Here is a 13,291-nt window from a genome sequence, read left to right as displayed (position 1 = left end):
TCGAGGGGAGCCGTAAGAGAGGAGGTGGCGGTGGGCGGTTGCGACGCCGACCCGGTCGTCGGACCGGCGCCGCAGGAGTCACACCCGGAAGAGCGGGGTCACCGGAGCGGTGGCGGCGGAGTGTGCACCGGAGTGCTCGCACCGGAGTGCTCGCACCGGGGCGGCCACCCCGGAGCGGTCACATACGGAAGACACCGAACGGAGCGGGCGGCGCCAGCGGGGCGTTGGCACAGGCGGTGAGGGCGAGGCCGACGACGGTGCGGGTGTCCATCGGGTCGATCACGCCGTCGTCCCAGAGCCGGGCGGTGGCGTAGTAGGCGCTGCCCTGGCGCTCGTACTGCTCGCGGACCGGGCGCTTGAACTCCTCCTCCGCCTCGCCCGGCCACTCCTCGCCGCGCGCCTCCAACTGGTCGCGGCGGACGGTGGCCAGCACGGAGGCCGCCTGCTCGCCGCCCATCACGGAGATCTTGGCGCCCGGCCACATCCACAGGAAGCGGGGTGAGTAGGCCCGGCCGCACATCGAGTAGTTGCCGGCTCCGTACGAGCCGCCGATCACCACGGTCAGCTTCGGGACCCGGGTGCAGGCCACGGCGTTGACCATCTTGGCGCCGTGCTTGGCGATGCCGCCCGCCTCGTACTGCCGACCGACCATGAAACCGGTGATGTTCTGCAGGAAGAGGAGGGGGACGCCGCGCTGGTCGCACAACTCGATGAAGTGGGCGCCCTTGACAGCCGACTCGGAGAACAGCACGCCGTTGTTGGCGACGATGCCGACCGGGTGGCCGTGAATCCGGGCGAAGCCGGTGACCAGAGTCGCGCCGTACTCGGCCTTGAACTCGGCGAAGCGGCTGCCGTCGACCAGTCGGGCGATCACCTCGCGCACGTCGTAGGGCGTGCGCGGGTCGACCGGGACGGCCCCGTACAGGCCGGCCGGGTCGACGGCCGGCGGCTCGGCCGCGGTGAGCGGCCACGGCCTGGGCGTGCGCGGGCCGAGCTCGGACACGATGGTGCGGACGATGGAGAGGGCGTGGGCGTCGTCCTCGGCCAGGTGGTCGGTCACGCCCGAGGTGCGGGAGTGCAGTTCGCCGCCGCCCAGCTCCTCGGCGGTGACCACCTCGCCGGTCGCGGCCTTCACCAGCGGCGGTCCGCCCAGGAAGATCGTGCCCTGGTTGCGGACGATCACCGCCTGGTCGCTCATTGCCGGGACGTACGCGCCACCGGCCGTGCAGGAGCCGAGCACGGCGGCGATCTGCGGGATGCCCGCGGCCGAGAGCCGGGCCTGGTTGTAGAAGATCCGGCCGAAGTGGTCGCGGTCCGGGAAGACCTCGTCCTGCATCGGGAGGAAGGCACCACCGGAGTCCACCAGGTAGATGCAGGGGAGGCGGTTCTCCAGCGCGACCTCCTGGGCGCGCAGGTGCTTCTTCACCGTCATCGGGTAGTAGGTGCCGCCCTTGACGGTGGCGTCGTTGGCGACCACCACCACCTCGCGTCCGGCGACCCGGCCGATGCCGGCGATCACCCCGGCCGCGGGCGCCGCCCCGTCGTACATCCCGTCGGCGGCCAGCGGGGCCAGCTCCAGGAAGGGCGAGGCCGGGTCGAGCAGGGTGTCCACCCGGTCGCGGGGGAGGAGCTTGCCGCGCGAGGTGTGCCGGGCGCGCGCCTTGGCGCCCCCGCCGAGGGCGGCGGCGTCGAGCTTGGCGCGCAGCTCGGCGACCAGGGCCCGGTGTGCCTCGGTGTTGGCCTGGAAGGCCACGGAACCCGGGTCGGCGGAGGTGCCGAGCCGGGGTGCCGGAGCGGCGGCTCCCGGCGCTGTGGCACTCGGTGCCGACGCGGTGCCGGTCGCTGCGCTGAACCGGACGCCGGAGGAGGCACCGGTGGTTGAGATGACCATTCCCAAGAGCTCCCTTGCCCTCGGCAGCAGGCGGGCGGGCCGAGTACGGTGCGCCCCTGATCCTCACGTTAATTAACGTTAACTTACGCGCCCAGGTTAACGGCCGATAACCCGACTGTCTACGATGGGCGGCATGCCGAACGTCCCCACCGCCTCCGCGCTCCCACGCCGCGACCAGATCCGCCGGGAGGCCGCGCGACTGTTCGCCGCCCGGGGCTTCCTCGGCGTGGGTGTGGACGAGATCGGCAAGGCCGTCGGCATCAGCGGCCCCGGTCTCTACCGCCACTTCGCCGGCAAGGACGCGATGCTGGCCGACCTGCTGATCGGCATCAGCGAGCGCCTGCTGGAGGAGGGGCGTCGCCGGGCGGGCGGCGGCGACGGCCCGGCCGCCACCCTGGACGCCCTGATCAGCGGCCACGTCGACTTCGCTCTGAACGACCGCGACCTGATCACCCTGCACGACCGCGAGCTGCTGAACCTCAAGGAGGAGGACCGCCGCACCGTCCGGCGGCTCCAGCGCGGCTACGTCGAGCTGTGGGTGGACGTGGTCCGGCAGGCCCACCCGTCGCTCGCCGATCCCGGCGCGGAGCCCGTCGCGCGGGCCGCCGTGCACGCGGTCTTCGGGTTGATCAACTCGACGCCGCACAGCGTCGGCCCGAATCCGGCCCAGGGCGAGCGCGCCGGCCTGCAGCGCGGCGACATGGCCGCGCTGCTGCACACCCTCGCCCACGGCGCCTTCGCCGCGGCCGCCGACTCCGTGGCTGCAGCCGACTCCACACGTGCCGATTCCGTGGTTGCGGCCGACTCCACGGGTGCGGACCGGGGGGCCGGGCCCGCGTAGGCCCGTCCGCTCCCGGCTGTTCTTCTTGGCCCGCCGTCCACCTCCGACCGTTCCGCTGCAGATGCCGGGGCGCCGACCCGGTACCGTCCCCGGCCCTAGGTCCAAAGGACGGTGCCTGCCTGCCCCCGGGGCGCTGGGCGCACGCCGGGTTCTCGGGTGACCCTGGGGGAAGGGCCGGAGCGTCGGGCCGCAGCTGTGTTCGGTCGGGAATCACCGCAGGCCGCGAGCTGTTGCCCAGTCGCCGGACCGGACGATCCGGGCCGTACCGGAGTCACTTCCGAACGCCTCGCGCGGCCGGAAATGCCGTGGCGGCCACCCGACGAAATGGTTAGCATCCCTAAATATGCCCGAGACTCACGGATCCATGGTGGAGCAATCACCGAGCGGCCAACCGGCCCCCGGCCCCGACCCGGTGGCCCCCGGCAACGGCCCGAGGGCCACCGAAGCACGCCCTGCGCCGGAGGTGGCCGCCGCCCCGAGCCCGGACCCGGCCGAGGGCGCGACCGCCCGGGCCGACGGCTGGCTGCGCCGCCTGATCGGCTACAGCTGGCGGTCCCGCCGCAGCCTGCTGCTCGCCTTCGGCGCCTCGCTGGTCGGCATGGCCGTCACCGCGATGGTGCCGCTGGTCACCAAGCTGATCATCGATGACGTCATCGTCGCCCACACCCGCTCGCTGACCCCGTGGGCGGTGGTGCTGCTGCTCGCCGCCGTCGTGGTCTTCGGCTGCACCCAGGTCCGTCGCTACTACGGCGGCCAGCTGGCCCTCGATGTCCAGCACGACATGCGCAGCGACCTGTTCCGCTCGCTCGGCCGGCTCGACGGCCACCGTCAGGACCGCCTGGACACCGGCCAGGTGGTGGGGCGCGCGACCTCCGACCTCCAGCTGATCAACGGCCTGCTCTCGATGCTGCCGATGATGACCGGCTACCTGCTGATGTTCGTGATGTCGCTGGGCGTGATGGTCTGGCTGTCCCCGCCGCTGACCCTGATAGCCGTGGTCATGGCCCCCGCGCTGTGGTGGGTCAGCGGGCGCAGTCGCAAGCGCCTGTTCCCGGCCACCTGGGCCGCCCAGCAGGAGGCGGCCGCCGTCGCGGGCGTGGTGGACGGCGCGATCGGCGGGGTCCGGGTGGTCAAGGGCTTCGGCCAGGAGGCGCAGGAGCAGGACAAGCTGGAGCTGGTCTCCCGCAACCTGTTCGCCGCCCGGCTCCGGTCGATCCGCCTCAACGCCCGCTACAACCCGGCGATGCAGGCGATCCCGGCCCTGGCCCAGGTCGCGGTGCTGGCCTTCGGCGGCTGGCTGGCCGTCGACGGTCGGGTCACGCTCGGGACCTTCGTCGCCTTCTCCACCTACGTCGCCCAGATGACCGGCCCGGTGCGGATGCTGACCATGGTCATCACGGTCGGCCAACAGGCCCGGGCCGGCGTCGAGCGGGTCCTGCAACTGATCGACGAGCGCCCGCTGGTCCAGGAGCGCCCGGACGCGCTCACCCTGGACCTGACGCGGGACGGCACCACCTCACCGACCAGCTCCGCCGACACCCCCGCCGACTCCGCGGCTGATCGCCCGAAGGGCACCCGGGACGATGCCCCGGCCGGGACCGTCGGCCCCCGCACCCCCGACGTCGCCCTGGAGTTCGACCGGGTCGAGTTCCGCTACGACCCCGAGCACCCGGCCCCGGTGCTGCACGGGCTCACCCTCGCGCTGGCCCCCGGCGAGACCCTCGCCCTGGTGGGCGCCTCCGGCTCCGGCAAGTCGACGGTGGCCCAGCTGGTGCCCCGCTTCTACGACCCGGCGGGCGGCGCCGTCCGCCTGTACGGCCACGACCTGCGCGACCTCACCCTGGACTCGGTCCGTGCCGCCGTCGGCATCGTGCCCGAGGAGAGCTTCCTCTTCTCCGAGTCGGTCCGCACCAACATCGCCTATGGCCGTCCGGACGCCACCGACGAGCAGATCGTCGCCGCCGCGCGCGTCGCCCAGGCCGACGAGTTCGTCCGCGCGCTGCCGGACGGCTACGAGACCAAGGTCGGGGAGCAGGGCCTGACCCTCTCCGGGGGCCAGCGCCAGCGCATCGCCCTGGCCCGGGCGATCCTCACCGACCCCCGGATCCTGCTGCTGGACGACGCCACCTCGGCGGTCGACCCGCAGGTCGAGGCGGAGATCCACGACGCGCTGCGCTCGGTGATGACCGGCCGCACCACCCTGCTGATCGCCCACCGACGCTCGACCCTCCAACTCGCCGACCGGATCGCGGTCCTGGACCACGGCCGACTGCTGGACCTCGGCACGCACGAGGAACTCGAAGCCCGATGTCCCCAGTACCGGGCCCTGATCACCGACCCGGAAGCCGGCCGCACACCCGAGCCGCAGCCCGGGCCCGCCACCGACACCCCCGCTGACTCCGCCCCCGCCGCCGACGCCGCCCCCAGCTCCGCCGCCGCCGACGCCCCCGGCTCCGAGCCCGCGCCGGCCGAGCAGAAGGACCGGCCAACCGCGCAGACCCCCGCACTCCCCACCCCGGCACTCCCCACCCCCGCCCTTGCCAAGGCGGCCCGCACCGCCGACCCCGAGCTGCTGGCCAAGGTCGCCGCGCTCCCGCCGGCCACCGACACCCCCGCCGTCCCCCGCGCCGAGGCCGAGGCCGGGGACCCGGACTTCAGCCTCGGCCGCCTGCTGCGCCCCTTCCGCGTCCCGCTGCTCATCGCCTTCCTGCTGGTCACCCTGGACGCGGCCGCCGGGCTGGTGCTGCCGGTGCTGATCCGGCACGGGATCGACGAGGGCGTCCGCAAGGGCCTGATGGCCGGCGTCGCGGTCGCCTCGATCACCGCCCTCGTCGTGGTGCTGCTGGACTGGCTGGTGCAGAGCGCCGAGAACCGGGTCAGCGGCCGGACCGGTGAGCGGGTGCTCTACACCCTCCGACTCAAGATCTTCGCCCACCTCAACCGGCTCGGCCTGGACTACTACGAGCGCGAGTTGACCGGCCGGATCATGACCCGGATGACCACCGACCTGGACTCGCTGACGTCCTTCCTGCAGACCGGAATGGTCACCGCGGTGGTCAGCCTGCTGACCTTCGCCGGGATCTTCGTGGCCCTGCTGATCATCGACGCCGGTCTGGCCCTGGTGGTCTTCGCCGTGCTGCCGCTGCTGGTGATCGCCACCCTGGTGTTCCGGAAGAAGTCCAAGGACCAGTACGAGCGTTCCCGCGACCTGATCAGCACCGTCAACGCCGACCTCCAGGAGAACGTGGCCGGCATGCGGATCGTCCAGGCCTTCCGCCGTCTGGACACCAACACCGACCGCTTCGTGGCCCGCGGCATCGCCTACCGGGAGGCGAGGGTCCGGGCGCAGTTCTACATCTCGCTGTACTTCCCGTTCGTCCAGTTCCTCTCCAGCGTGGCCGCCGCGCTGGTGCTGATCGTGGGCGCCGCCCGGGTGGACGCGGGGACGCTGACGGTCGGTGCGCTGGTCGCATATCTGCTCTACATCGACCTGTTCTTCGCCCCGGTCAACCAGCTGTCGCAGGTGTTCGACGGCTACCAGCAGGCCTCGGTGGGCCTCGGCCGGATCCGTGAGCTGCTGCGCACCCCGACCACCACGGCCCCGGCGGCCGATCCGGTCCCGGTGCCGAAGGGGCTGCGCGGCGAGATCAGCTTCGAGGGCGTCGGCTTCGCCTACAACGGTGGGGCGGACGGCGCACCGGAGGTGCTCAGCGCCGTCGACCTGCACATACCCGCAGGTCAGACGGTGGCGCTGGTCGGCGAGACCGGTGCGGGCAAGTCGACGCTGGTGAAGCTGGTCGCGCGGTTCTACGACGCGACCGAGGGCACCGTCCGGGTCGACGGAGTGGACCTCACCCGCTACGACCTGGCCCAGTACCGCCACCGGCTGGGCGTGGTGCCGCAGGAGGCGTACCTGTTCGCGGGCACGGTCCGCGAGGCGATCGCCTACGGCCGCCCGGACGCCTCGGCGGCCGAGGTGGAGGCGGCGGCCCGGGCGGTCGGCGCGCACGACATGATCGTCGGACTGTCGGGCGGCTACGACCACGAGGTCGCCGGCCGCGGCCGCAACCTCTCGGCCGGTCAGCGCCAGCTGATCGCCCTGGCCCGGGCCGAACTGGTCGACCCGGACATCCTGTTGCTGGACGAGGCCACCGCGGCGCTCGACCTGGCCAGCGAGGCAGCCGTCAACCAGGCCGCGGACCGGCTCAGCGGGGGCCGCACCACCCTGGTCATCGCCCACCGGCTGACCACCGCCGAACGCGCGGACCGGGTCGTCGTGCTGGACCACGGCCGGGTGGTCGAGGACGGCACCCACACCGAACTGCTCGCCCTGGACGGGACGTACGCCCGGCTCTGGCAGGCGTTCATCGCGGACGGCCACCCGGCCCCGGCCGAGTCGGTCGCCGCCGGGTAACCACGGCCCGGCGGTCCAGCAGCCATGCGGTCCGGCGGTCGGGCGACGCGCTCAGGCAGCGATCAGTGAGGCCAGCAGACCCGAGGCGTCGATGCCGCGCGGCAGGTCGCTCACCTGGCCGTCCCCGACCTCCACCACCCGCCAGCCGGAGCCGTCCGCCCGGCTGGCGAGGTCGGTGGTGACGAAGCGGCAGCCGAGTCTTCGCACCAGCGCGGGGACGTGGGTGAGGTCGGGCTCGACCCGCTGGTGCGGGGCGTCCGGGTGCGGGCCCACCAGGATCGGCCGACCGTCGAGCCACCACACCCGGACCTCCACCGCCCGCCCGTCGCTGCCAGCGCCGTTCGCCCGCCCGTCGCCGCCCGGGCCTTCGGCTGTGCCGCCGACGCTCCGGCCCGTTCCGTCGGCGCGCTCGAACTCCTCGTACCGCCGCAGCACCACCCCGCCGGCCAGGGACTCGCCCTGCAGCTCGACGAACCGCCCGACCACCCGCCCAACGGCCGTCAGGTCCGCCAACTCCGGTACGTAGCAGGCCTCGTGCCACTCGTGCTTGCGGGACTTCACGTAGTCCTTCACGATCGCCGGCCCGGTGCCGCCGAGCCGGGCCACGGCGTCCGCCAGTTCCGCCGGGGTGGGGGCCGCCGTCCCGTCGGACGGGATCCAGACACTGGGCGGGGTCGCACCCTCGAACACCCCGTACCAGCCGGGCAGTTCGTGCGCCGCGGCGTAGCCGGGCGCGCTGGTCAGCAGGTTGCCGCCGCGGGCGGTGAGGGCGGCGGCAAACCCGGCGTACCGCGCGGAGGGGAGCATCCAGCCCCGGTACCAGAGCGGTCCGCAGTCCGGGGACACCCGCCGTACCGCTTCCTCGGCGTGTCCGGCGAGCAGTGCGTCGTGGTCGACGAGGTGGTGCTCGCCGCCCAACTCCCGCAGCAGCCGGGCCTCCCAGGCGAAGTGCGGATCAGGCCGGCGCGGGTTGAGCGGATCGGCGGGGAAGAGGATCGAGGGTACGGGCATGGCGGTCAGGGTACGGCCAGCGGGCCGTTCCCGGCTGCGGTCCGGCGGCGGTCGGTTGCCCCGGTTCTTCCCAAGTGGTTTGCGGGGACGGCGAATCCGGTCGACGCCCGGTGCGGGCGCTGTCAGAGTGTCCCGATGCGAAGACTGCTGCGACCGCACAGACGCGTTCCGCGCCGGGCCGCCCGTACGGTGGTGCTGGACGGCGACGGCTCGGTGTTCCTGCTCCGTTCGGACAACGACGAGGTCGGCGTCCACTGGACCATGCCCGGCGGCGGGCTGGAACGGGGTGAGACCCCGCGGGTCGGCGCCCGGCGCGAACTGTGGGAGGAGACAGGCTGGACCGATCTCGAACCGGGCCCGCTGCTCTGCACCTGGGAGCACGACTTCACCTGGCACGGGACCCCGGTCCGTCAGCACGAGCACATCTACCTCACCCGCGGACCGCACCGCGGCCCGGTCGGCGATGTCAGCGCGGTGCACGCCGTGGACCGGATCCTCGACTGGCGGTGGTGGACCCCGGCCGAGCTCGCCGACGAGAACGCGGACGCGCTCTGGCCGCCCCGGCTACCGGAGTTGCTGGAGCCCGTCCGCGCGGGCTGGGCGGTCGACGGGCGCCCTCCGGTGCCCGTCGACCTCGGTTACATCCCGAACGCCTGACCGCGCCCGCCGGGCCGGGCGGCCCGACCGCCCGGCCCGACCGGGCCGAGCTCCCAGCCGTGCAGGTCGAGCTCCCGGTCGTGCAGCGCCCACGGGTTCATCCGCACCGTCAGCCGGGCGCCGACCAGTTGCCCGGCGGTGAGCCCGGTCTCGGTGATCAGCTGCTCGGTCGACACCGAGACGGCGATGGCGGGACGCCAGGAGGGCAGCACGACCAGGGTGGTCCCGCGCCCGACCCGGATCGGCTCCGCCGCCACCCGGACCGGCGTCCGCTCCTCCGGGCGTCCGACGGCGTCCGACCGGACCGGGCTGCCGCCGATCAGAATGCCGAGCGGTGGTTCGGCCCGGAACTCCTCGGTGCCGGTCCCGGCAGCGGTCCAGCCTTCGATCCCCACTCCGGTCCCGATCCGGACCCCGGCACCGGCCCGGTCCACGGTGTGTGCGCCGGGCGCCGAGGGCACCGACGCCACCGGGGGCGCCGAGGCCGGGTGATCGGTCACCGTCCCCGGTACACCGGACGGTGCACCTGCCGGTGTAGCTGCCCACCCCGCACCGGCCGGGTCGGTCGCGGCCGTCTCCCGTGCGGCCGCCTCCTGCCCGGTCGGGTCGGCAAGCGGGTGCATCCGCCGCAGTCGGCGGGACGGCGACGGCCGTCGCGAGCCGAGGATCCGGAGCTCCTCGCGCCCCGAACGCGGTACCGCTGCAGGCCGGTTGCCCTCGGCGGGCGCCGCGGTCCGCTGGAACCGGACGAACCCCGGCCCGGCCCGGTCAGGGGCGGAGCCCGCACCGGCACCGGTACCGGCGTCGGTGCCAGCGCCGGTGTCGGCCTCGGACGCCGCCTCGGACGCCTCCTCGGCCTCGCCGAGCAGCGCCCGTACCTCCGCCACCGGCCGACGGCACGCGGCCGCCAGCTCGGCGAGCGAGCGCCCCTCGGCGCGCGCGGCCCGCAGCCGGGCGGCGAACGCCTCCCGGAGCCGCACTTCGACGTCCTCCGGCATGCGCGGCTGCGGCACCGTGTCGTGCCGGACTGGGGTGCCTGGGGCGCCGGTCGCGCCACCGTCAGCCGCCGTCGCGATCGAGCAGAGCGGAGCCCCCGCGCCGGGCGGCCGGGGCACAACGGCCGGGGGCGAGGAGCCGGCACCGTCCGCAGAGGGCCCGGGCGGTCCGGACGGGCCGGGCAGTCCGGGCGGGGCGGGGTCGGTGGAACCGGGGTGGAGCGAGGTCATCGGCGGGCCCTTCGGGGGACGGTCCCGACGATCCTCCCGCACCGCGCCACCAGCTCCAAGCGCCATTTCCGCGCGTGTGCCCGGAGGCACGCCGTGATCGCCGGGCGACCAGCGGTGGCCCCTACCGGGCGTATCGGCTCAACTCCCGGACGCGACGAAGCCCTTGAGGTCGGAGAGCACCGCGTTGGCCGCCGTCACGCCGAGCCCGAGGAACCAGGTCTCGTCCGAAACAGGCCGCGCCTGACCGGACTTGACCGCCCCGAGCGTCTTCCAGAGCGCCCCGCCCAGCACCGCGTCCTGGTTGGTCGAACTGGGGCTGCCGTACACGCCGTAGAAGATCCAGTCGGCGTCGGCCTTGTCGATCTGTTCCGGGCTGACCTCCACCGCGAGTTCCTTGACCTGCTCGATCGCGGGCTGCGGCAGCGGCACGTCGGTGAGGATGGTGCCGATGAACGAGAGTTCGGCGTAGAGCCTGGTCCGGCCTGGCATGAAGCGCAGCGGCGTGATGGTGGGCCGCTTGCCGCCGAGCCCGGCGCCGATCGCGGTGGCGGCGGACTGGTAGGCGTCGAGCTGCGCCTGGGCCTGGGCCTGCAGGCCGAAGGGGCTGGCGTTGAGCAGGAAGTTCTGCTTCCACGGGTAGCCGGGACGCAGTGAGAAGACGGTCGGCGCGATCTTCGACAGCTGGGCGTACTGGTCCTGGGCGCGCAGCTGGCTGCCGAGGATCAGGTCGGGCTTGAGCGCCGCGATCGCCTCCAGGTTGAGGCTGTTGATGGTGCCGACGGCGGCCGGGTTGCCCGCCTTGTCCTTCAGGTAGGAGGGCAGCGACTTGGAAGCGTCGGTGTGGACGACGCCGACCGGCTGGATGCCGAGCGAGACGACGTTGTCGAGCTCGCCGGTGTCCAGCACCACGACCCGGGTGGGCTTGGCGGGGATGACGGTCTCGCCCATGGCGTGCCTGACGGTGCGCGGGTAGACGCCGGGGGCGGCGTCGGTCCCGAAGCCCTTCATCTTCTCGATGACGGTGGCGTAGTCGTCGCCGCCCTGCTTGACCGACTTCTGGTCCGGCGAGCCGCCGCTGCCCGGCTTCGCGCCGCCGCCGTTGCCGCCGGACCCGCCCGAGCCGCCGGACCCGCCGGAGCCGCCCGAGCTGCCGCAGGCGGCGAGGAGCCCGCCGAGGCCGAGCACGGCGGCGCCGGTCGCTCCGGCGGTGAGGAAGCGGCGTCGGCTGGGGGTGCGGGGGGCGGGGGTGAGGACGAGGGCCAGGTTCGAATCGTCGGAGTCGGGGGCCACGCGACGCTCCTTCACGGTCGGGACCGGACGGTCGAGGTTAGGTGAGGCAAACCTATCTCGCCGCCGCGCACACCCTCCGCACGGGGGTGGTCACCGAGGGGCCAAAGGTCATCGTAAGTGCATAAAATCACCAAGAGTTGGTCTATTCAACCTTCTTCGCGCGCCTTAGAGTGCGCTGGTGTTTGATCAGCAGCTCTCAGAGCACACAAGCAGCGGCCGGGCAACGGCGCCCGGTGCTCCGCAGGGTGCCCCGGTCAGTGGCACCAGTGGTGGCGTTCCCGAACCGGGGACGGCTGGGGGAGCGGGGGACAAGGGTCTACGGGGCAACTCGGTGGGCCTGCTGGGCAGCGTGGTGCTGGGCGTCTCGACGGTCGCCCCGGTGTACTGCCTGACCGCGACGCTCGGACCGACGGTCACCGCGGTCGGGGTCCAGATGCCGGCCGTGTTCCTGGCCGGCTTCCTGCCGATGCTGCTCGTCGCGTTCGCGTACAAGGAGCTGAACAAGGACTTCCCGGACTGCGGTACGTCCTTCACCTGGACGGTCAGGGCCTTCGGCCCCCGGGTCGGCTGGATGGCCGGCTGGGGACTGACTGTCGCCACCATCATCGTGCTCTCCAACCTGGCCGGGGTGGCGACGGAGTTCCTCTACCTGATGCTCGGTGAGATGACCGGCAGCAGCTGGATCGCCGGGCTCGACCAGCACAAGGCCGTCCACCTGCTCACCGTGGTGCTGCTCATCGCCGGTGCCACCGCGATGAGCTACCGGGGGATGACGGCCACCAAGTGGTTCCAGTACGGCCTGGTCGGCCTCCAGCTGGCCGTGCTGCTGCTCTTCTCGGCCATCGCCATCGGCAAGGCCGCCGCCGGGGACCTGCCCGACTCGATCGGCTTCTCGTTCTCCTGGCTCGACCCGCTCCAGGTCGGCTCGTTCAGCGCGTTCACCGCCGGTCTGTCGCTGTCCATCTTCATGTACTGGGGCTGGGACACCTGCCTCACCATGAACGAGGAGACCCTCGGCAGCGCCAGGACCCCGGGCCGGGCCGCGATGGTCTCCATGGTCACCCTGGTCGGCTCGTACCTGCTGGTCGCGGTCTCCGCCCAGATGTTCGCGGGCGTCGGCGGCACCGGCAACGGCCTCGGCAACCCGGCGACGGCCGACAACGTCTTCGCCGCGCTCGCCCGCCCGGTGCTCGGCTCGCCGTGGAGCATCCTGCTGTTCCTGGCCGTCGTCGCCAGCGCCGCCGCGAGCCTGCAGACCACCTTCATCCCGGTGGCCCGCACCCTGCTCGCGATGAGCGCCTACCGCGCCGTGCCGCCGCGCTTCGGCACCGTCCACCCGCGGTTCCGCACGCCCGGCTACGCCACCGTCGCGGCCGGCCTGGCCACCGCCGTCTTCTACGTCGGCATGAGCCTGATCAGCGAGAACGTCGTCCAGGACACCATCCTGGCGCTCGGTCTGATGATCTGCTTCTACTACGCGCTGACCGCTTTCTCCTGCGTCCGGTACTTCCGCCACTCGCTCCGCGCCAGCCTGCGCGACCTGCTGCTCAAGGGCGTCGCCCCGCTGCTCGGCGGCCTGCTGCTGAGCGCCGTCTTCCTCCAGACCCTGACCGACGCCTGGTCCCCCGACTACGGCAGCGGTGCGGTGTTCGGCATCGGCTCGGTGTTCGTGATCGGCGTCGGCATCCTGCTGCTCGGCGCCGCGCTGATGACCTGGTACGGCCGGGTCCGCCCGGAGTTCTTCCGCGGCGAGACGCTGCGCGAGGACACCCGGGCCCTGGTCGTGGAGGACTGACACCGGGGACCGGAGTTATCGTTGCAGCCGTGAAGAGCTTCGTGGGCCTGTGCTGGTGGGGGGGGGGGGGGGGGGACCCCCCCCCCCCCCCCCCAAGGAACGCACGGGGGGAAAGCACCCGGTCGTTTTTCCCCCCGAAGAGGACACCCCCCCCCGCAAACACCCA

General features: G+C 73.2%; 8 protein-coding genes. 4 read left to right on the top strand and 4 right to left on the bottom strand.

From position 1 onward, the window contains the following. Positions 1-178 precede the first annotated feature (178 nt). Complete coding sequence (locus ACZ4W5_RS34735) at positions 179-1,891, bottom strand: carboxyl transferase domain-containing protein (protein ID WP_465659070.1); 1,713 nt, start codon at positions 1,889-1,891, stop codon at positions 179-181. A gap of 133 nt (positions 1,892-2,024) precedes the next feature. On the opposite strand from ACZ4W5_RS34735, the gene ACZ4W5_RS34730 reads away from it, so the two are divergent. Beyond that, positions 2,025-2,732 (top strand): SACE_7040 family transcriptional regulator, encoded by a 708-nt coding sequence (locus tag ACZ4W5_RS34730; protein WP_465659068.1) that lies wholly within the window; start codon positions 2,025-2,027, stop codon positions 2,730-2,732. A 343-nt stretch (positions 2,733-3,075) separates the two neighbouring features. Next, complete coding sequence (locus tag ACZ4W5_RS34725) at positions 3,076-7,146, top strand: ABC transporter ATP-binding protein (protein WP_465659066.1); 4,071 nt, start codon at positions 3,076-3,078, stop codon at positions 7,144-7,146. Between the two features lie 51 nt (positions 7,147-7,197). On the opposite strand, the gene ACZ4W5_RS34720 is transcribed toward ACZ4W5_RS34725, so the two are convergent. Further along, the gene (locus ACZ4W5_RS34720; RefSeq protein ID WP_360244959.1) at positions 7,198-8,157 is read right to left on the bottom strand and encodes an ATP-grasp domain-containing protein; all 960 of its coding nucleotides are present in this window, start codon (positions 8,155-8,157) and stop codon (positions 7,198-7,200) included. A 135-nt stretch (positions 8,158-8,292) separates the two neighbouring features. On the opposite strand from ACZ4W5_RS34720, the gene ACZ4W5_RS34715 reads away from it, so the two are divergent. Next, entirely contained in the window at positions 8,293-8,814 is a 522-nt protein-coding gene (locus tag ACZ4W5_RS34715; protein WP_360244962.1) for an NUDIX hydrolase, read from the top strand. On the opposite strand, the gene ACZ4W5_RS34710 is transcribed toward ACZ4W5_RS34715, so the two are convergent. Beyond that, the gene (locus tag ACZ4W5_RS34710; RefSeq protein ID WP_465659064.1) at positions 8,796-9,812 is read right to left on the bottom strand and encodes a hypothetical protein; all 1,017 of its coding nucleotides are present in this window, start codon (positions 9,810-9,812) and stop codon (positions 8,796-8,798) included. The genes ACZ4W5_RS34715 and ACZ4W5_RS34710 overlap by 19 nt on opposite strands. 366 nt (positions 9,813-10,178) lie before the next feature. Beyond that, entirely contained in the window at positions 10,179-11,330 is a 1,152-nt protein-coding gene (locus tag ACZ4W5_RS34705) for an ABC transporter substrate-binding protein (RefSeq protein ID WP_465659062.1), read from the bottom strand. 331 nt (positions 11,331-11,661) lie between these two features. Between ACZ4W5_RS34705 and ACZ4W5_RS34700 the strand changes: the two genes are divergently transcribed. Beyond that, complete coding sequence (locus ACZ4W5_RS34700; protein ID WP_465659060.1) at positions 11,662-13,125, top strand: APC family permease; 1,464 nt, start codon at positions 11,662-11,664, stop codon at positions 13,123-13,125. The last annotated feature ends 166 nt before the right edge of the window (positions 13,126-13,291 follow it).

This window comes from Kitasatospora sp. NPDC029367, assembly GCF_055569135.1.
Note: the sequence above shows the minus strand (reverse complement) of the source record. Positions and strands in the feature narration are given on the sequence as shown.